The following is a 20,208-nucleotide window of genomic DNA, read 5'->3' as shown; positions in this document are numbered from 1 at the left end:
CACCATCATGACGGTCCTGATCGACCCGTTCACTGCTTCAACCGCGATCACGGTGGTCGCGGGTGTCGACACTCACGCCGCAACCCACCACGTGTCGGTCCTCAACGCAGCCACGGGGGCTGTGCTCGGCGACCGGCAGGTGACGGCCACCGACGACGGCTACCGGCAACTGTTGGAGTTCGTCATCTCGTTCGGCGACGTGGTCCGCATCGGGGTGGAAGGCACGAGCTCCTACGGCGCCGGCGTGGCCCGCTACCTGCGCGGGGTAGGCATCGAGGTCGCCGAGGTGATCCGTCCCAAGCGTGCCATGCGGCGGCGGGGCAAGTCCGACCCGATCGACGCCCTGGCCGCTGCCCGGCAGGTCCTCGCCGGCGAGGCGCTGCCCATCCCGAAAGACGGCGACGGGCTCGTGGAGCAAGTCCGTGTCCTGCTCGCCGTGCGACGCTCGGCGGTCAAGGCCCGCACCGCCTTGCTGCGGCAGGTCAAGTCGCTACTGGTCACCGCACCCGAGCCGGTCCGCACCCGGTGGTCGGCCATCACGGGCAACGAGGACCTGATGGCCACCCTGGCAGCCACACGCCCCGGGCCCGCGATCACCAGCGTGCAAGCCGCGACCGGTCAGGGACTACGACACCTCGCCCGCCGCTACCAGCACCTGGCCGCGGAGATCGACGAGCTCGAGCAGGACCTCGCCGCCCTCGTCGACTCCGCCAACCCCGCGCTACGCGCCGCATTCGGGACCGTCACCGCGGCGCAGCTGCTGGTCACCGCCGGCGACAACCCCGAACGATTGCGCAGCGAGGCCGCGTTCGCCGCACTATGCGGCACCGCGCCCATCCCCGCCTCCTCGGGCAAGACCAACCGCCACCGCCTCAACCGCGGCGGCGACCGGCAAGCCAACGCCGCCCTGCACCAGATCGCGCTCGTACGCATGACGACCGACCCCGGAACGGGCCTCTACGCCGCGCGCCGCCGCGCCGAGGGAAAGACCGGCCGCGAGATCATGCGCTGCCTCAAACGCTCGATCGCCCGGCAGGTCTGGCACCTACTCGTTCACCCCGACCCCGTGCCCGACGCACGTCAATTCCGCGCCGCGCGCCAGCAGCTCCGCCTCACCCTCACCGACATCGCAACACGACTGGGCACCTGCCCCGCCCGGATCTCCGAACTCGAACGCGGCATCCGCCCGAACGCCCAACTCGCCACCGCCTACCAACAGCTCCTCGCGACCGTTTGACACAGATAGGAGCATCAAGCCGGCCGCGCGGAGGTGAGCCAGGGGGCCTGCCACCGTCGTCAGCTGCCCGGTTGTGCGGGTGGGGTGGTGGTGCGGGACGCGTGGGATTCTCGCGGTCCGTGGGACGGACTCCACTGTGACCGGGACGGTGCACGCGTGGCGCTGCGGGCGCCGTACCCACGACCCGACCGCGAACAGGCCTTGGAACGACACGATCGGGATGACAACGCGGAGCTCGATGTGCTCGGACTGACTTGGCATTATCGCCGGGACGCGGCCCGTCGCCTCCGAGACGATCACCGCGCGCACGGTCACCACCACGACTGACATGAACCTTGACTCGCCCACCGAGGCTGATGGTGTCGTCGCAGTCTGACTCTCGCGCGGCGCATCCGAGCAGACATGCTCCGCGACGTGCCACATAGTGACGGATCAGGGACGCCAAGCTGACCGCGGGATCAGGTGACGGTGCTCGACCGCTCACCTGCCCGGCACACGACCACGCCCCACCTCCCTAAGCAGGTGGGGCGTGGTCGTCGTTGGGGGCCAGATGCGCGAACGACTGTCAGATTGGCTGTCAGCACCTTCTTGTCACGACGGCCCCTCTCCTGCGCTTGGGCAGGTGAGGGGCCGTTTCCGTGTGGAGCCGCCTAACAGAATCGAACTGTTGACCTTCTCATTACGAGTGAGACGCTCTACCGACTGAGCTAAGGCGGCCGGTGCTGCCAGGAGACGACGCCCCCGGTGGACCGCCGCCTACTGTAACGGGCCGAGCGCCCGGTTCCAAAGCGGGTGGCGCCCCGTCAGCAGCGCGTGCCGTCCGCGGGGACGGTGCCGTCGAGGAGGTACGCGTCGACAGCGCCGTTGAGGCAGTCGTTGGCGACGCCGTAGGCCGTGTGCCCCTCGCCCTTGTAGGTCAGCAGGACGCCAGACGAGAGCAGCTTCGACAGCGACTCCGCCCACGCGTAGGGCGTCGCAGGGTCGTTGGTCGTGCCGACGACGAGGATCGGGGCTGCGCCCTCCGCAGCGTACGAGTCGAGCGGGCCGACCTCGGGCACCGGCCACTTCGCGCAGATGACCGCTCCGTACGCGAAGAAGTACCCGACCGTGGGTGCGGCCGCCTGGATCGCGGCGGCGGACGCCGCCATGTCCGCCGGGTCCGCCGACGGCTGGTCGTCGACGCACCCGATGGACCAGAACGCCTCGGTCGAGTTGTTCGCGTACGTGCCGTCGGGCGAACGCTCGTAGTAGGTGTCGGCGAGGCTCAGCAGGCCCGAGCCGTCGCCGGACTGCAGCGCCGTCGTCAGGGCGGCGGTCAGGTAGGTCCAGTAGCTGCTCGAGTACAGCGGGAGGGCGATCCCGGTGAACGCTAGGCTGCCCGTGAGTCGCCGGCCGGCCTGGTCCGTGGTCAGCGGCTTCGCCCGGGCGCGGTCGAGCAGGGCCTTGATCTGCGCCAGACCGTCGTCGACCGAGCCGGTCAGCGGGCAGCCCTTGCCCGCCTGGCAGTCGGTGACGTAGGCGCGCAGCGCCGACTCGAAGCCCTTGGCCTGGCCGATCGACGTCTCGTCGTACGTCAGCGTCGGGTCGAGCGCGCCGTCGAGGACGAGTCGCCCGACGCGCTCGGGGAACAGCGCCGCATACGTCGCACCGAGCTGGGTGCCGTAGGAGTAGCCGAGGTAGGTGAGCTTGTCGTCGCCGAGCGCGGCCCGGAGGACGTCCATGTCCTTGGCTGCGCTCACCGTGTCCACGTGACCGAGCAGGGGGCCCGTGTTGGCGAGGCATGCGGCCCCGAACGCCGCGAACGTCTGCTCGACGGCGTCGATGCCCGCGGGCGTCGAGTAGTCGGGGTCGGCCGAGACGATCGAGTCCAGGGTCGTGCTGTCGGCGCACGTCACGGGTGCGGACCGGGCCACCCCGCGCGGGTCGAAACCCACGACGTCGTACTTCGCCAGGACGCTGGCGCTGATCCGCTCGAGGGCGACCGACTCGAGCGCATCGACGCCGGACGCGCCCGGACCACCGGGGTTCACGAGGAGCGAGCCGACGGCCGTGCCGCCCGTGGCCCGCTGACGCTCGAGCGCCAGCTGGATGACGTCTCCGTCCGGCGCGGACCAGTCGACGGGGACCGTCGCCTTCGCGCACTCGAACTTCCCGCACGTGGTCCAGTCGAGCTGCTGCCCGTAGAACCGCTCGAGACCGGCAGTGGCAGCGGTCGGGCCCGACGACGTCGCGGCCGCGGCCGTCGGCACCGCGGACTGGTGCTTGGCCGTCGAGCAGCCCGCGACGACGAGCGCGACCACGGCGACCAGGCTCGCGGCGCGGAGCACGCCGCGTCGGGGCCCCACCCGCCCGGCGCTCGAAGGGTCGGCGGCGCGGCGTGAGGCAGGGGCAGGCAGGGCGAACGGCACGCGCCCAGGGTAGAGGGGTTCGCTGTGCCGGGTCGCTGCGGTCCGTCAGCGCAGCGGTCGAGGCGCCGGTCAGCCCCGCGGTCGAGGCACCCGTCAGCCCTGCGGGCGCAGCGCGATCGTCATGGCCTCGACGGCGAGCAGCGGCGCGACGTTGCCGGCGATCCGGGTGCGCGCCTCACCGATCGCGTCCATGCGACGGACCGTCTGCTCGGGGGTGCTCGACGCCGCGAGCGCCCGCACCGACTCCTCGTGCTCGACGTTCACCAGCTCGACGCCCGCACCGAGCTGGACGACGAGCACGTCGCGGTACAGCGAGAGCAGGTCGAGCATCGCGCGGTCGAGGACGTCACGCTGCGCGCGGGTCGCACGCCGCTTCTGGTCACCCTCGAGGTCGCGGACCTGGGCACGCAGGGCGGGCGGGATCGTCGCCGAGCCCTCGGCGCCCATCGAGCGCAGCAGCTCCGAGCGTTCCTCGGCGTCGCGCTGCTCGGTCGCGGCCTTCGCGTCGGCCTGCGCGGTCGCGACCAGGTCGCCGGCGGCGAGGACCGCGTCCCCCACGCCGCGCACGCGCGGCGGGATCGACAGCACCGTGGCACGGCGGGCCCGGGCCTGCGGGTCGCGGGCCAGCCGGCGCGCGATCCCGACGTGGCTCTGCGCCGCACGGGCCGCGACGGCGGCGACGGCCGGGTCGATCCCGTCGCGCTCGACGAGCAGCGCCGCGACCGCGTCCACGGGGGGCACGCGCAGCGCCACCGCGCGGCTGCGCGACCGCAACGTCACGAGCACGTCCTGCGGGCTCGGCGCGCACAGCACCCACACCGTGCGCGGCGGCGGCTCCTCGATCGCCTTGAGCAGCACGTTCCCGCTCGTCTCGTTGAGCCGGTCCGCGTCCTCGACGATGATCACGCGCCACCGCCCCGACGACGGCGAGCGCTGGGCGAGCTCGACGAGCGGCCGAGCGGTGTCGGCGCGGATGACGACGCCCTCGGTCGCCACGACGGTCACGTCGGGGTGCAGCCCCTGCAGCACCGTCACGCACGCGTGGCAGCGACCGCAGCCGCCGGACTCGCACTGCAGGGCGGCCGCGAACGCTCGCGCCGCCGTCGACCGACCCGAACCCGGCGGGCCGGTCACGAGCCAGGCGTGCGTCATCCGCGTCGGGTCCTGGACGGCTCCGCGCAGCACCTCGACCGCGGGCTCCTGCCCGACGAGCTCAGCCCAGACGCCGTCGGGCCTCATGCCGAGACCTCCGCGAGCAGCGGTGCGACGCGGGCGCGGACGTCTGCGGCGAGGTCTTCGACCCCGCGCGACGCGTCGAGCACGAGCCAGCGGCCGGGGTCTGCGGCGGCCCGGGCCAGGAAGGCCTCACGGGTGCGGCGGTGGAACGCGCTCCCGGCGCGCTCGAGCCGGTCGGGGTCGCCGGTCAGGCGCGTGCGGCCCGACTCCGGGTCCAGGTCGAGCAGCACCGTGAGCCGCGGGAGCAGGCCGTGCGTCGCCCACAGCGACAGCTTCTCGACCTCGTCGGCCCCCAGGTCCCGGCCGCCACCCTGGTAGGCGACCGACGAGTCGAGGTAGCGGTCCGTGATGACGACCGCACCGCGCTCGAGCGCGGGCCGGACGACCGAGGCGACGTGGTGCGCGCGGTCGGCCGCGTACAGGAGCGCCTCGGCGCGCGGGTCGACGTGGTCGCCGTGCAGGAGCGCGTCCCGCAAGGCCAGACCGAGGTCCGTGCCGCCCGGCTCGCGCGTGAGCACCACCTCGCGGCCGAGGCCACGGACCCACTCGCCGAGACGGCCGACCTGCGTGGACTTGCCGGCACCGTCGCCGCCCTCGAACGACACGAACAGGCCCCGGGCCTCGGCGTCGGCGTCGGTTCGCCGGACGGGCTCCTCGGGCACGGTCGCAGTCACGAGCGTCAGGGTATCCGTCGGCGCCGACGCCACCCGCCGACGCCACCCGCCGAGGCAGGCAGCGCGGCCCGCCGAACTCACCCGCGCCCGGGACGCGCCTGGCTGGCCACCCTGTCAGACTGGTTCACGGTCCCACGCCCCGGAGGACAGTTCATGACGGTTCTGCACCCCGACGAGGCCCTCCCGACCTCGTGGTTGCTCCCTGCCCAGCCCGACCCGGCATTCGACCGCCTCGCGCAGATCGCCCGGCGCCATCTCGACGTCCCGCTCGTCCTGGTGTCCCTCGTGTCGCGGTCAGGCCAGGTCTACCCCGGCGCTGCGGGGCTCCCTGCGGGTCTCGACGCCGACCGGTTCAGCCCGCTCACGGACTCGTTCTGCCGCCACGTCGTCGCGTCCCGCTCCGCGCTGGTCGTCGAGGAGGTGCGCCTCGTGGAGCTGCTGGCCGACGCCCCGGCGCGCGGCGCCCTCGACATCGTCGCGTATGCAGGGTTCCCGCTGGTCGACGAGACCGGCACCGTGGTCGGGGCGCTCGCCGCGATCGACCGCGAGCCGCGCGTGTGGGACGAACGCGAGCTCGCGCTGCTCCGCGACCTCGCCGAGGCGTGCAGCTCGGAGCTGCGCCTCCGGGGCGAGCGCGAGCAGGTGCGCCAGGAGCACGGTCGGGCCACGAGCGCTGCCCGCCAGGCGGGGGTGCTGCTCCTCATGAGCGACGCGTTCCACGACGCCCTGACCATCGAAGACGTCGCTCGCACCGTGGCCGGCGTCGCCGAGGCCGGGCTGGGCACCTCACGGACGTGGATCTCGGTCGTCGACCCCTCCGGCCGGAGCCTCACGCACGTACGGACCTCCCCCGCGTCCGACGACGAGGTCGGCCGGGAACGCGTGCGGATCGACGCGGAGGTCCCGACGTGCCACGTCGCCCGCACGCGCGAGTCGCTGTTCTTCGCCGACCACGCCGAGATGATCGCTGCGTTCCCCGCGCTGCGAGGAACGGCCAGCCCGGACGGTGGTGCGGTCGCCGTGCTCCCGCTCGTCGCGGGCCATCGCCTCGACGGCGTGCTCACCCTGGCCTGGTCCGAGTCCCGCGACTTCGCGACGGACAACCGCGCCCTGAAGAACGCGCTGGCGGCATACACCGCGCAGGCGCTCGAACGGGCACAGCTCTTCGCCGAGCGCCGCGACGTCGCCCGCACGCTCCAGGAGGCGATGCTGACGGCCCTCCCCCAGCCACCCCGTCTGCACCTCGTCGCGCACTACCTGCCCGCGGGCCGGGCCGACGCGGTCGGCGGCGACTGGTACGACGCGATCGTCCTGCCCGACGGCGCCGTCGCCGTGATGGTCGGCGACGTCACCGGTCATGACATGGACGCGGCGGCGCGCATGGGCCAGCTGCGCTCCAGCCTGCGGACGCTCGCCTGGGACCGGCCCGACCATCCGTCGACGTGGCTCCAGCGCCTCGACCGGGCGAACGAGGACATCGGGCTCCGCAGCGTCGCGACCGTCCTCGCGGGCCGCTGCGACGTCGGCCCCACGGGTGACGGTCAGGTGCTCACGTGGTCGAGCGCGGGCCACCCCGCGCCGATCCTCATCCGTCCGGGTGAGGGCGCGCGCGTCCTCGACCGACCCAACGACCTGATCATCGGCGTCGCGCCCGACACCGAGCGGCACGACCACTCGGAGGCCCTGCAGGTCGGCGACGTGGTGCTGCTCTACACCGACGGCCTCGTCGAGCGACGCGACGAGGCGCTCGCGGTGAGCCTCGCGGCCCTGGCCGAGGCGGCGGGCGACCTCCAGGGCGTGCCGCCCGACGAGCTCGTCACGACCCTCGCGCGACGCGTCGTCACGGATGTCCCCGGCGACGACGTGGTGCTGCTCGCGATCCAGGTGCTCGCACCGACGAGCACCTGACCGCGGCACCCGTCGCACCCGGACGTCACTCCCCGGGGTAGACGAGCCCGATCTGCGCGCGGACCTCGTCGAGCGTGCGCATGACCTCGACCGTGTTGGCCCAGGTGAGCCGCGGGCTCTCGGTGTCGCCAGCGGCGACGCGACGCGCCACCTCGGCGGCCTCGAACTGCAGGCCTCGCGGGCTGGGGTGGTCGAACGTCCACACCCGGCCGTCGTTGCGCTGCACCCGGAAGGATGTCGGCGTGTAGAAGTTGCCCGCGACCGTCACGTAGCCCTCGGTCCCGGAGATGGAGGCCGTCGTCGGGGTCTTGGCCCACAGGGTCGTGGAGAGCGTCGCCTGGGCGCGCTCGCCGTACGACAGGACGACCGACACCTGGCCGTCGACGCCCGTCTCGGTGAGCGAACCCGTCGCGTTGACGGAGTCGGGCACGCCGAGGAAGTCGTGCGCGAACGACACGGGGTAGATGCCCAGGTCGAGCAGGGCACCGCCGGCGAGAGCCGGGTCGAACAGCCGGCTCTTGGGCTTGAACGCGAACCGCTGGCCGTGGTCGGCGGAGAGGTTGACGATCTCGCCGATCTCGCCCGCGTCGATGAGCTGGTGCAGGGCGGCGACGTGCGGCAGGAAACGTGTCCACATCGCCTCCATGACGAAGACGCCCGCTGCCCTGGCGGCGGCGAAGACCTCCTCGGCCTCGCCCGCGTTGCGCGTGAACGACTTCTCGACGAGCACGTGCTTGCCGGCCGCGATCGCGAGGAGCGCGTGCTCACGGTGCTCGGAGTGCGGCGTCGCCACGTACACCGCGTCCACCTGCGGGTCCTCGACGAGGTCGCGGTAGCCGATGTGGGTCGTCGGGATGCCGTGCCCGGTCGCGAATCGCTCGGCGCGGTCACGGTTGCGCGATCCGACCGCGACGAGCTGGGCGCGCGTGTGCGCGTTGACGGCGTCGGCGAAGTCACCGGCGATGTAGCCGGCGCCCAGGATTCCCCAGCGCAGCGGCGGTGCAGTACGTGGATCCTCGATGCGTGCCATGCCCTCAACCTAGCGCCCGGCCAGGTCGCGGCGCCCGGCCCACGGCGCTCAGCCCCTCGCCGGGGCGAGCCGATCGGCGCCGCACAGGGACCGAGGTCCCCCGTCGGGTCGGGCGTGACCGTGGTTCGGTGGGCAGGTCGCGGGATCGCCGCCGACCTCGACGGATGCCCCTTCCCGCGGCGCGACCCGCGAGGAGAGCCCATGTCCGACCAGCTTCCCGTCCGCACAGTCATCAGCCCGGCCCGCTACGCGCAGGCCCGGGGCGCGATCGCCCGCCTCGGCGAGTTCGTCGCACCCATCGGCACGGTCCCGCTCGTCGTGGCCGACGACGTCGTGTGGGGTCTCGTCTCCGACGCCGTCACGCGGTCGTTCGCCGACGCCGGCCTGCCGCTGACCCGGGACGAGTTCGGCGTGTACGCCACGGCAGCGTCCGTCGACGCGATCGCCGACCGCATCCGTGCCACGGGAGCCGACGTCGTCGTCGGGGTCGGAGGCGGCAGCACGATCGACGCCGTCAAGGCCGCCGGCCACCTCGCCGGGGTCCGCTGGGTGTCCGTCCCGACGGTCGCCTCGACCGACGCCCCGTGCTCGGCGCTCTCGGTGATCTACACCGAGGACGGCACGTTCGTGGAGTACCGGTTCTTCCCGCACAACCCCGACCTCGTGCTCGTCGACACCCAGCTCGTCGCCGACGCGCCGGTGCGGTTCCTGGTGGCAGGCGTCGGCGACGCGCTCGCGACGTGGATCGAGGCGAGGGCTGTCGCGAGGGCCGGCTCGACGACCATGGCGGGTGGCCTGCCCACCATGACGGGCACCGCGCTCGCGAAGCTGTCGTGGGACATCCTGTGGGAGAACGCGCTACCCGCCATCGCGGCCGTCAAGGACCACCTCGTGACGCCCGCGGTCGAGAAGGTCGTCGAGGCGAACACGCTGCTGTCCGGGCTCGGTTTCGAGTCGGGCGGCCTCGCCGCGGCGCACGCGATCCACAACGGGCTGACCGCCGCACCCCAGACCCACGGGCTCACGCACGGTCAGAAGGTCAACATCGGCTCGCTCACACAGCTCGTGCTCGAGGGCGCGCCGACCCAGGAGATCCGCGACTTCGTCGAGTTCACGACCCGCGTGGGTCTGCCCAACACGCTCACCGAGGTCGGGCTCGCAACCGGGGACCTCGACGACCTGACCCGCGTCGCCGTCGCCGCGACCGCACCGGGCGAGACGATCCACGCGATGCCGTTCCCGGTGCGTGTCCCCGAGCTGGTCGACGCGCTGCGGTCGATCGAGGGGTTCTCACGCGGCGTGCGTGCCGACGCGGGGCTGCCCGAGCCCGTCCTGCACAGCGCCCACTGACCCCGCGCCCATTCACCCTGCGCCGCGCCCGGACCCGGCCCGTCGGCCGGTCCGGGCGCGGTCCTCAGGCCTTGGTGGCGCGAGCCTTGGCTGGGGCCTTCGCCGCAGCCTTGCGCGGTGCGGCCGCCTTGCGGACCGGGGCCTTCTTCTTGACCGGTCCCCGCGCACGCTTCTCCGCGAGCAGCTCGGCCGCGCGCTCGGGCGTGATCGTCTCGACCGCGTCCTCCTTGCGGAGCGTCGCGTTCGTCTCGCCGTCGGTCACGTAGGCGCCGAATCGACCCTCCTTGAGGACGACCGGCTTCTTCGAGACCGGGTCCTCGCCGAGCTCGCGCAGCGGAGCGGTCGCGCTGACGCCCCGCCCACGCTTGGGCTGCGCGTAGATCGCGAGGGCCTCCTCGAGGGTGACGTCGAACATTGCCTCCTCGGTCGGCAGCGTGCGCGAGTCCGTCCCCCGCTTCAGGTACGGCCCGTACCGGCCGTTCTGCGCCGTGATCTCGACGCCCGACTCGGGGTCGGTGCCGACCACGCGCGGCAGCGACAGGAGCCGCAGGGCGTCGTCGAGCGTGATCGTCTGGAGCTGCATCGACTTGAGCAGCGAGCCCGTGCGGGGCTTGGGCGCGGCCGCGAGCGCCCGCTTCTTGGCCGCGGCGCTCAGGGCCGGGTCCAGCTCGGGCTCGCGGAGCACCTCGGTGACGTACGGGCCGTAGCGGCCGTTGCGCGCGACGATCGGCGTGCCCGTCACCGGGTCCTCGCCGAGCACGATGTCACCGTCGGGCTGTGTCTCGAGGAGCTCGCGCGCCTTGGCGACCGTCAGCTCATCGGGTGCGAGGTCCTCGGGGACCGACGCGCGGCGCGGGGTGCCGTCCTCGGCGCCGACCGCCTGGACGCCCGTCTCCTCGATGTACGGGCCGTAGCGGCCGACGCGCAGCGTGATGCCGTCACCGATGTCGATCGAGTTCACCTCGCGGGCGTCGATGTCGCCGAGGTTCGCCACGAGGTCCCGCAGGCCGAGGCCCTCGGTCTTGCCCGAGGCGGCACCGAAGTAGAACTCGGTCAACCACTCGACCCGGTCGCGGTCGCCCGCGGCGATCTCGTCGAGGTCCTGCTCCATCTCGGCCGTGAAGTCGTAGTCGACGAGCGAGCCGAAGTTCTCCTCGAGCAGGCGCGTCACCGCGAACGCGAGCCAGCTCGGCACGAGCGCCTGACCGCGGCCCGTCACGTACCCGCGGTCCTGGATCACGGAGATGGTCGCCGCGTAGGTCGACGGGCGTCCGATCCCGCGCTCCTCGAGCGCCTTGACGAGGCTCGCCTCGGTGTAGCGCGGCGGCGGGGAGGTCCGGTGGCCGTCGGCGGTCAGGTCGTCGGCCGCGAGCGCGTCACCCTCGGCCATCTGCGGCAGGCGGGACTCGCGCTCCTCGGCCTTGTCGTCGCCCGAGCCCTTCGACCCGGCGGCGGGCTCCTCGTAGCGGTCGGCGTCGCGGCCCTCCTCGTACGCGGCCATGAAGCCGCGGAACGTGATGACCGTGCCCGACGCCGCGAACACCGCGTCGAGGTCCCGGTCACCGAGCGGCGACCCGGAGGCCGCGGGCGTCGAGAGGCGTGCGGTCGCCGCGAGGCGCACCGACGCGGTCGACCCGCGCGAGTCGGCCATCTGGGACGCGACGGTGCGCTTCCAGATCAGCTCGTAGAGCCGGAACTGGTCACCCGACAGCTCGCGGGCCACCTGGGCCGGCGTGCGGAAGTGGTCACCCGCGGGACGGATGGCCTCGTGGGCCTCCTGCGCGCTCTTGGACTTGCTCGCGTAGACACGCGCCTTGTCCGGGACGTACTCGGCGCCGTACAGCTCGGCGGCCTGGCGGCGGGCGGCGTCGATCGCCTGCGCGCTCAGCACGGGCGAGTCGGTCCGCATGTAGGTGATGTAGCCGTTCTCGTAGAGCGACTGCGCGGTCCGCATCGTCTGCCGCGAGCCGAGGCGCAGCTTGCGGCCGGCCTCCTGCTGGAGCGTCGAGGTGGTGAACGGGGCGGCGGGCTTGCGGGAGTACGGCTTGGTCTCGAGGCTGCGCACGGTGAACTCGGCGCCGTCGAGCCCGGCGACCAGGGCGGTCGCGCTCGCCTCGTCGAGGTGGCGCACGTCGGCGCCCGTGAGCACGCCGCGGTCGTCGAAGTCCCGGCCCGACGCCACCCGCTTGCCGTCGACCTGGACGAGCTTCGCGCCGAACGAGCCGCGGGCGGCGTCGTCGGGCACCTCGGTGCGCGCGAAGGTCCCGGCGACGTCCCAGTACTCGGCGGTGCGGAACGCCATGCGCTCACGCTCACGCTCGACGACCATCCGGGTCGCGACCGACTGCACGCGACCGGCGGACAGGCCCTGACGGACCTTGCGCCACAGCACCGGCGACACCTCGTAGCCGTACAGGCGGTCGAGGATGCGCCGCGTCTCCTGGGCGTCGACCATGCGCGTGTCGAGCTCGCGGGTGTTCTCGAGCGCCCGCTGGATCGCCTCGCGGGTGATCTCGTGGAAGACCATCCGCTTGACCGGCACCTTGGGCTTGAGCTCCTGGAGCAGGTGCCACGCGATGGCCTCGCCCTCGCGGTCCTCATCGGTCGCGAGGAAGAGCTCGTCGGAGTCCTTCAGGAGCCGCTTGAGCTCCGAGACCTTCTTCTTCTTGTCCGAGTCGACGACGTAGTACGGGGCGAAGCCGTTGTCGACGTCGACAGCGAACTTGCCGAACGGCCCCTTCTTCATGTCGGCGGGCAGCTCGCTGGGCTGCGGCAGGTCTCGGATGTGCCCGACGCTCGCCTCCACGTCGTACCCCTCGCCGAGGTACCCGGCGATCGTGCGCGCCTTCGCGGGCGACTCCACGATGACCAGCTTGCGACCTGCGGACATGCGCTTCCTGCTTCCTCGTCTGCGTGGGACCCGGCTCGCCGGCTGGGCTCCCCGTGCGGCGGATCGGTCCCGACGGTCCTGGAGGGGACCTCGGACCTGCCGCCGGGGCGACTCTACGACCCTTGGTCAAGCCGCTCCGACGCGCGCCGTCGTCACGTGGCGCAGAACCAGGAGGATCGCGAAGCCCAGAGCGCTGGCCGCGACGACCCCGGACGCACCGCCGGCGTAGGCCGTCAAGAGCTCCCCGCGAGTGCTCAGCTGGCCCCCTGTCGTCCACGAGCGATGCAGGGCGAGCGTCGCCGGGACGAGCGCGACGAGCGTCACGAGAAGGAGGAGGACCGCGCCCGTCCGCGTGCCCGACGAGCCCCGCCCGGTACCCGCCGCGAGCGCGAGCTGGGCTGTCGCGGTCGTCGGCGCACCGGTCGGGCCGCGCCTCGCGGGACCGGGTCGCCACGCCACGAGGGCGCACGCGACACCGCTCCAGCAGAGCACCACGAGGATCGCCGCGATGACGTCGCTCGGCCGGTGCCACTGCCCGACGAGCGTCGAGACGCCGGTGGCCGCCGTGTACAGGCCACCGAACACCGCCGCCCACGGACGCACGCGGGGCGGCACGACGAGGACGACCACGGCTGCGACGGAGGCGGCAGCCGTCGTGTGCCCGCTGGGCAGGGTGTTGAAGCCCGGCCCGGGGATCCCGAGGTCGGGTCGGTCGATCAGCCCGACCTTGAGGACGCGGGTCGTGAGGTTGGCCCCGGCCATCAGCACGGCGACCTGGGCCGCGAGCATCCAGCGGCGCCGGAGGATCGCGACGAGCACGGCGACGAGCACCACGATCACGATGAACCAGATCGACACGACCGACAGGATCGGCTCCGCGACGTGCCACAGCCGGTTCTGCCCGTACCGGGCGCCCTGCAGCGTCGCCCGCTCGACGCGCTGACCGGCCCACGTGTCGACGAAGACGCGCCACGCGAGCCAGACGCCGACCGCCGAGCTCAGGGCGACGACGACCCCCGGCGCGATGGCGCCATGGACCCGACGGGCGGCTGCCTCTGCGCGTGTCACCGCCCCACCGTATCGAGGCGGCGCACCTCCCGAGGTCACCGCGCTCGCCGAGGTCAGCGGCGAGGAGGTCAGGGCACCGACGCCGGCATGAGCACCGTGTGGGGGCCGGCTGCCGCGAGGTGGGCGAGCGACGGCGGGTCCGCGTGCACGCAGACCAGGGCTCCCCCTGCCGCCTCCAGCCGCCGGGCCGCTTCGTCGACGACCATCGCTGTGTCGAGGCTGCACAGCTGGGCGGCCGCCAGGTCGAGGACGACCATCGACGCGCACGACGACAACGCGTCGAGCAGGGCCCGCAGACGGCCCGCGTCGGCGCAGCCGAACACCCCGGCCGGCCGCACCGTCGCGGTGAACCAGGCGGTGCCCGGCCCCGCATCCTGCGCGGGCTGCTGCGCTGAGCCGTCGATCCCGGTTTCCAGGGCGAGCGTGGCTGCCATGACCGTTCCTCTCGTCGACACTGTGCTGCCACCACCGGCGGCCACCACCGACGCAACGCCCGGAGCCTGTGCGTCGTCTGGGACCGCGCACCCGGATCACTGTGAAGACGACGGGCGAGGCGTCTGACACGGCCACAGGCGATTCACAGGAAGCAGTCAGAGAGCACTCAGCCGGCGGGCGCACGATGCTCGCATGACCACAACGGCTACCCAGCGCGACCACCTCCTGCGCGTCGACGGCTCCCCCGTGCGAGCCCTCGTCGTCGACGACGAGCCCACCCTCGCCGAGCTCCTCTCGACCGCGCTGCGCTACGAGGGCTGGCACGTCGAGCACGCGCTGACCGGTCAGTCCGCGATCAAGCTCGCGAAGTCGTTCGACCCGGACGTGATCCTGCTCGACATCATGCTGCCGGACCTGTCCGGCCTGGAGGTGATGCGGCGCATCCGCGCAACCGCCCCGACCGTCCCCGTGCTGTTCCTGACCGCCAAGGACGCCGTCGAGGACCGCGTCGCGGGCCTGACCGCCGGCGGTGACGACTACGTGACGAAGCCGTTCAGCCTCGAGGAGGTCGTCGCGCGCCTGCGTGCGCTGCTGCGTCGTGCGGGCGCCGTCAGCGAGCGCGAGGAGGCCGTGCTGCGCGTCGGCGACCTGGTGATGGACGAGGACAGCCACGAGGTCTCGCGGGACGGCGCGGACATCCACCTGACCGCGACCGAGTTCGAGCTGCTCCGCTACTTCATGCGCAACCCGAAGCGGGTGCTGTCGAAGGCTCAGATCCTCGACCGCGTGTGGCAGTACGACTTCGGCGGCCAGGCCAACATCGTCGAGCTGTACGTGTCCTACCTGCGCCGCAAGATCGACGCGGGTCGCTCCCCGATGATCCACACGCTGCGGGGTGTCGGCTACGTGCTGAAGCCCGGCGAGGTCTCGTCGACCACGTGACTGCCATGACCGGGCACGCCCCGCGCACCCGCTGGACCCTGCGCCGCCGCATCGTCGCCGTGCTGATCCTCTTGCTGGCCGCCTTCGCGGGGACGATGGGTGTCGCCTCGACGCTCGCCCTGCGCGGCTCGCTCGTCGGGCAGCTCGACACCCGGCTCGTGTCCGCGAGCGAGCGCGCCGCCCATGCGCCGACGCGCGCCGACTTCCCGGGCGCCGTGGGCTCCGACGCCCAGCCGACCGAGCCCACGCCCAGTGCGAGCGCCGCGCGACCCTTCAGCCTGCGCGGTCCCGGGCAGGACGTCGGGACGCTCAACCTCGATGTGACCGACGGCGTCGTCAACGCCGGGTACCTCGACGACAACGGCGACTTCCAGCGGCTGACGGACGCCCAGGCGACGACGCTCGCGGCGACCCCCGCCGACGGTGTGCCGCGGACCGTCGCGATCGACGGCCTCGGCAGCTACCGCGTGATCGGCGCGACCAGCACCGCCGGGACCCTCGTGGTGACCGGCCTGCCGACGGCCGCCGCGACCGCGACCGTCGCGAAGTACGTGGCCGTCGAGGTCGGCGTCGCCGTCGTCGGGCTCGCGCTCGCGGGCCTGGCCGGCACGGTGCTCGTGCGCCGCGAGCTGCGCCCCCTCAACCGGGTCGCCGCGACCGCCACGCGGGTCGCCGAGCTGCCGCTCGATCGGGGCGAGGTCCTGCTCGCCGAGCGCGTGCCCGACGAGGACACGGACCCCGGTACCGAGGTCGGGCAGGTCGGCGCGGCCCTCAACCAGATGCTCGGCCACATCGAGCAGGCGCTCGCGGCCCGGCACGAGTCCGAGACGCAGGTGCGCCAGTTCGTCGCCGACGCGAGCCACGAGCTGCGGACCCCGCTCGCCTCGATCCGCGGGTACGCCGAGCTCGTCCGCCGGCTGCCCGAGCCTGTGCCCGACACGGCCGTGCACGCGATGGCACGCGTCGAGTCCGAGACGAAGCGCATGACCGGTCTCGTCGAGGACATGCTGCTGCTCGCCCGGCTGGACGCGGGCCGGGACCTCGACCGGGTCGAGGTCGACCTCTCGTCGCTCGCGATCGACGCCGTCGCCGACGCGCACGCCGCCGGTCCCGACCATCTGTGGCGCCTCGAGCTCGACGGCCAGGGCTCCGACGGGGACGAGTCGGACCAGCCGGACGACGACGGGCCGTCGTCGGGTGCGGGATCGGCGCCGACGCTCGCGCTCGGCGACGAGGCCCGGCTCCGGCAGGTCCTCGCGAACCTCCTCACGAACGCGCGCATCCACACGCCGCCTGGCACCACGGTCGTCGTCAGCGTGCGGGCGACGGACGACGTCGTGACGTTCCGGGTCCAGGACGACGGGCCGGGCATCCCCGAGCCGCTGCGCTCGCGCCTCTTCCAGCGGTTCACCCGCGGGGACGCGTCGCGCAACCGCGCTGCCGGGTCGTCGACCGGGCTGGGCCTGGCGATCGTGCACGCCGTCGTCACGGCGCACGGCGGCACCATCGAGGTCGACGGCACGCCGGGGCAGACGTCGTTCACCGTGAGCCTCCCCGCCGCGTAGCTCATAGCCCCAGCACAGGTGCTGTCCAGGGATTGCCGACCTTGGCGGACCACGGTGGTCGCATGGACACCACGACAGTCCGCAGGACGCAGGCCGAGCTCCGCCCTGAGCTCACCGCCGGCGCGAGCGCACCGGTCCTCGACCTCGTCATCCCGGTCCTGGACGAGGCCGCAGGCCTCGAGCGCGCGGTGCGCACGACGCGCGCGTTCCTCGACAGCCAGCTGCCCTACTCGTCGCGCCTGACCATCGCGGACAACGCCTCGACCGACGGCACGCTCGAGATCGCGCAGCGCCTCGCGGCCGAGCTGCCGGGGGTGCGCGTCCTGCACCTCGACGAGCGGGGCCGTGGCCGCGCGCTGCACGCCGCGTGGCTCGCGTCGGACGCGCAGGTGTTCGCGTACATGGACGTGGACCTCTCGACCGACCTGTCCGCGCTCCTGCCGCTGATCGCGCCACTCGTCTCGGGGCACTCGCACCTCGCGATCGGCACGCGACTGAGCCGCACGTCGCGCGTCGTGCGAGGCCCGTCGCGCGAGGTCATCTCGCGGTCGTACAACCTGCTCCTCCGAGGCACGCTCGCGGCGCGGTTCTCGGACGCGCAGTGCGGGTTCAAGGCGATCCGGTCCGACGCCGCGCACGCGCTCCTGCCGCTGGTCGCCGACACCGGCTGGTTCTTCGACACCGAGCTGCTCGTCCTCGCCGAGCGGGCCGGGCTGCGCATCCACGAGGTGCCCGTCGACTGGGTCGACGACCCCGACAGCCGGGTCGACATCGTCGCGACCGCTCTGGCCGACCTGCGCGGCATCGCCCGCGTCGGTCGCGACCTCGCCGCGGGACGCCTGCCGCTCGCCGAGCTGCGCGCGCACCTGCCGCTCGTGGGCGACGCCCCGCCGCCCGGGCCCGACGACGCGAGCCACGGCACCGGCGACGCGCGGGGGACCCTGCTGCGCCAGCTCGTGCGGTTCGCCGTCGTCGGCGTCGCCTCGACGGTGGCCTACGGGCTCCTGTATCTCCTGCTGCGCGGCCCGATCGGCGCTCAGGCCGCCAACGTCACGGCGCTCCTGCTCACCGCGGTCGCCAACACCACAGCCAACCGTCGCGTCACCTTCGGGATCAGCGGGCGGAGCCGCGCCGCCACGCACCAGGGGCAGGGGCTCGTCGTGTTCGGGCTCGCCTGGGCGCTCACGTCCGGCTCCCTCGCGCTGCTCGCCGCCGTGGCACCGACCGCCGGGCACCTCACCGAGCTCGCCGTCCTCGCCGTCGCCAACCTCGGCGCGACGGTCCTGCGCTTCGTCCTGCTGCGGCGCTGGGTCTTCCGGCCCCGCCGCCCCGCCGACTCCTCGACCCCGCTTCCCGGAGGGACCGTCCGATGACGACCACATCGACCACCGCGGTGCCGTGGCCTGCCAGCACAGAGCCCGCGAGCGCGGAGCTGGCAACTGCCGAGCCGACGACGCCCTCGACCGGCGACCCCGCCTCGCCGGCCCTCGAGACGGAGGTCGGCCACGCCGCGCGTCCCCGCTGGGAGCGCCCGGCCCTCATCGGTCTGCTCGTCGCGACAGCCGTCCTGTACGTGTGGGACCTGTCCGCGAGCGGCTGGGCCAACGCGTTCTACTCGGCGGCCGTGCAGGCCGGGTCTCAGTCCTGGACCGCGTTCCTGTATGGCGCGTCCGACGCGGCCGGGTCGATCACCGTCGACAAGCCGCCCGCGTCCCTGTGGGTCATGGCGCTGTCCGTGCGGGTGTTCGGGCTGTCGTCGTGGGCGATCCTCGCGCCGCAGGCGCTCATGGGCGTCGCCTCCGTCGGGGTCCTCTACGCGAGCGTCCGCCGCCAGCTCTCGGCCGGCGCGGCCCTGCTCGCCGGGACCGTCCTGGCCCTGACCCCCGTCGCCGCCCTGATGTTCCGGTTCAACAACCCCGACGCGCTCCTCGTGCTGCTGCTCGTCCTCGCGACCGCTGCCACGGTGCGCGCCGTCGAGCCGTCGACGCGGCGCCGGGCGGGGTGGATGGCGCTCGCGGGCGCGCTGGTCGGGTTCGCGTTCCTGACCAAGCAGCTCCAGGCGTTCCTCGTGCTGCCCGGTCTCGCGGCCGCCTACCTGTGGGCCGCCCCCGTCCCGCTCGCTCGCCGCGTGCGCGACGGGTTCATCGCGGTCGGCGCCCTGGTGCTCGCGGGCGGCTGGTGGGTCGCGCTCGTCGAGCTCGTGCCCGCGTCGGCACGCCCCTACATCGGCGGTTCGCAGACCAACTCGTTCCTCGAGCTGACGTTCGGCTACAACGGGTTCGGACGCCTCACCGGTGACGAGACCGGGTCGGTCGGCGGCGGCGGGCAGTCCGGCGGCTGGGGCGCGACCGGGATCACCCGCATGTTCGGCTCCGACATCGGCGGCCAGATCGCGTGGCTGATCCCCGCGGCGTTCGTCCTCGGCGCGGTCGGGCTGGGGCTGCGGCGGCGGTTCGCGCGCACCGACGTCGTCCGCGCGGCGCTCGTCGTGTGGGGCGCCTGGCTCGTCGTGACGATGCTGACGTTCAGCCTCATGGCCGGGATCTTCCACGCGTACTACACGGTGGCCCTGGCGCCCGCGATCGCCGCCCTCGTGGGGATCGGCGCGGACCTCGTCTGGGCGCGGCGCGACCGCACGTGGGCGCCCGGGCTCCTCGCGGGAGTCACGCTGATGACGGGCGCCTGGTCGTTCGTCCTGCTCGCGCGCAGCACCACGTGGCTCCCGTGGCTGCGCTGGGTCGTGCTCGTCGTGGCGTTCGCCGCGGCGGCCACGCTCCTCGCGGGTCGCTGGTACGGCCGCGGGACGCTGCGCGCCGGGCTCGCGCTCGCCCTCGTGGCCGGGCTCGCCGGTCCGACCGCGTATACGCTGCAGACCGTGTCGACCGCGCACACCGGGTCCATCGTCACGGCCGGGCCCGGTGTGACCGGGACGAGCGGTGGTCCCGGCGGCGGGTTCCGGGGCGGGCAGGGTGGCGGCCCCGGCGGCGGGCTCGCCGGGCCCGGGACCGGGACGCGGACCGGTGGCCTCGGCTTCGCCGGAGGCGGCATGGGCGGGCTGCTCAACGGCTCCGAGGCGAGCGCCGCGCTGACGGCGCTGCTGCTCCAGGACGCCGACTCCTACACCTGGGTCGCCGCGACCGTCGGCGCGAACAACGCCGCCGGGTACCAGCTCGCAACCGAGCGATCGGTCATGCCGCTCGGCGGGTTCAACGGCTCGGACCCCTCCCCGACGCTGGCCCAGTTCCAGGCCGACGTCGCGGCCGGAAAGATCCACTACCTCATCGGCGGGAGCGGGTTCGGCCGGTCGTCGGGCGGCTCGTCGGCCGCGAGCGAGATCTCGACGTGGGTCACGACCACGTTCACGGCCCAGACGGTCGACGGCTCGACGGTCTACGACCTGACCCAGCCGGCGAGCTGACGCGGCCGGCGCACTGACTCAGCCGGGGCCGTCCCGACCAAGCCGCC

13 protein-coding genes, 1 tRNA gene and 1 pseudogene are annotated in these 20,208 nt (G+C 73.5%); 7 read left to right on the top strand and 8 right to left on the bottom strand.

The window, feature by feature from the left end; translation table 11 throughout:
- Nucleotides 1-7: 7 nt before the first annotated feature.
- A pseudogene (locus DDP54_RS09805) lies at nt 8-1,051 on the top strand (IS110 family transposase); the annotation flags it as partial.
- 827 nt (nt 1,052-1,878) lie between these two features.
- On the opposite strand, the gene DDP54_RS09800 reads toward DDP54_RS09805, so the two are convergent.
- The 4 genes from DDP54_RS09800 to tmk form a co-directional block, all read right to left on the bottom strand.
- Nucleotides 1,879-1,954: transfer RNA gene (locus DDP54_RS09800), tRNA-Thr, on the bottom strand.
- Between the two features lie 86 nt (nt 1,955-2,040).
- Nucleotides 2,041-3,645, bottom strand: coding sequence for an alpha/beta hydrolase (locus tag DDP54_RS09795; protein WP_347338510.1), 1,605 nt, complete (start codon nt 3,643-3,645; stop codon nt 2,041-2,043).
- Between the two features lie 93 nt (nt 3,646-3,738).
- Nucleotides 3,739-4,884 carry a DNA polymerase III subunit delta' gene (locus DDP54_RS09790; RefSeq protein ID WP_109131571.1) on the bottom strand — a complete coding sequence of 382 codons (1,146 nt, stop codon included), beginning with the start codon at nt 4,882-4,884 and terminating at the stop codon, nt 3,739-3,741.
- Nucleotides 4,881-5,555 carry a dTMP kinase gene (tmk, locus tag DDP54_RS09785; protein ID WP_242448328.1) on the bottom strand — a complete coding sequence of 225 codons (675 nt, stop codon included), beginning with the start codon at nt 5,553-5,555 and terminating at the stop codon, nt 4,881-4,883. Before tmk ends, DDP54_RS09790 begins: the two co-directional genes overlap by 4 nt.
- Before the next feature lie 153 nt (nt 5,556-5,708).
- Between tmk and DDP54_RS09780 the strand changes: the two genes are divergently transcribed.
- Nucleotides 5,709-7,463, top strand: coding sequence for a SpoIIE family protein phosphatase (locus DDP54_RS09780; protein ID WP_109131570.1), 1,755 nt, complete (start codon nt 5,709-5,711; stop codon nt 7,461-7,463).
- Between the two features lie 25 nt (nt 7,464-7,488).
- Here DDP54_RS09780 and DDP54_RS09775 read toward each other — a convergent pair whose 3' ends face one another.
- The gene (locus DDP54_RS09775) at nt 7,489-8,493 is read right to left on the bottom strand and encodes a Gfo/Idh/MocA family oxidoreductase (protein WP_109131569.1); all 1,005 of its coding nucleotides are present in this window, start codon (nt 8,491-8,493) and stop codon (nt 7,489-7,491) included.
- 201 nt (nt 8,494-8,694) lie between these two features.
- On the opposite strand from DDP54_RS09775, the gene DDP54_RS09770 reads away from it, so the two are divergent.
- Nucleotides 8,695-9,843 carry a glycerol dehydrogenase gene (locus DDP54_RS09770; protein WP_109131568.1) on the top strand — a complete coding sequence of 383 codons (1,149 nt, stop codon included), beginning with the start codon at nt 8,695-8,697 and terminating at the stop codon, nt 9,841-9,843.
- Nucleotides 9,844-9,907: 64 nt separating this feature from the next.
- Here DDP54_RS09770 and topA read toward each other — a convergent pair whose 3' ends face one another.
- From topA to DDP54_RS09755, 3 genes are all read right to left on the bottom strand, one after another.
- The gene (gene topA / locus DDP54_RS09765; RefSeq protein WP_109131567.1) at nt 9,908-12,733 is read right to left on the bottom strand and encodes a type I DNA topoisomerase; all 2,826 of its coding nucleotides are present in this window, start codon (nt 12,731-12,733) and stop codon (nt 9,908-9,910) included.
- A gap of 126 nt (nt 12,734-12,859) precedes the next feature.
- Entirely contained in the window at nt 12,860-13,801 is a 942-nt protein-coding gene (locus DDP54_RS09760) for a phosphatase PAP2 family protein (RefSeq protein ID WP_242448327.1), read from the bottom strand.
- A gap of 68 nt (nt 13,802-13,869) precedes the next feature.
- Nucleotides 13,870-14,235, bottom strand: coding sequence for a hypothetical protein (locus DDP54_RS09755; RefSeq protein ID WP_109131566.1), 366 nt, complete (start codon nt 14,233-14,235; stop codon nt 13,870-13,872).
- A gap of 193 nt (nt 14,236-14,428) precedes the next feature.
- Here DDP54_RS09755 and DDP54_RS09750 point away from each other — a divergent pair, with 193 nt between their 5' ends.
- The 4 genes from DDP54_RS09750 to DDP54_RS09735 all read left to right on the top strand — a co-directional run bounded on the left by DDP54_RS09750 (nt 14,429) and on the right by DDP54_RS09735 (nt 20,161).
- Nucleotides 14,429-15,178: a response regulator transcription factor gene (locus DDP54_RS09750; RefSeq protein WP_109131565.1), complete on the top strand. Its 750-nt coding sequence runs from the start codon at nt 14,429-14,431 to the stop codon at nt 15,176-15,178.
- A 5-nt stretch (nt 15,179-15,183) separates the two neighbouring features.
- Nucleotides 15,184-16,743 carry a HAMP domain-containing sensor histidine kinase gene (locus DDP54_RS09745; RefSeq protein ID WP_109131564.1) on the top strand — a complete coding sequence of 520 codons (1,560 nt, stop codon included), beginning with the start codon at nt 15,184-15,186 and terminating at the stop codon, nt 16,741-16,743.
- A 62-nt stretch (nt 16,744-16,805) separates the two neighbouring features.
- Nucleotides 16,806-18,116: a bifunctional glycosyltransferase family 2/GtrA family protein gene (locus tag DDP54_RS09740; protein ID WP_109131563.1), complete on the top strand. Its 1,311-nt coding sequence runs from the start codon at nt 16,806-16,808 to the stop codon at nt 18,114-18,116.
- Nucleotides 18,113-20,161 carry a glycosyltransferase family 39 protein gene (locus DDP54_RS09735; RefSeq protein ID WP_109131562.1) on the top strand — a complete coding sequence of 683 codons (2,049 nt, stop codon included), beginning with the start codon at nt 18,113-18,115 and terminating at the stop codon, nt 20,159-20,161. Before DDP54_RS09740 ends, DDP54_RS09735 begins: the two co-directional genes overlap by 4 nt.
- Nucleotides 20,162-20,208: the final 47 nt, after the last annotated feature.

It is taken from the genome of Cellulomonas sp. WB94, from assembly GCF_003115775.1.
Taxonomy (GTDB): domain Bacteria; phylum Actinomycetota; class Actinomycetes; order Actinomycetales; family Cellulomonadaceae; genus Cellulomonas_A.
The sequence above is the reverse complement of the archived record's forward strand: the minus strand, read 5'-3'. Positions and strand labels throughout refer to the sequence as shown.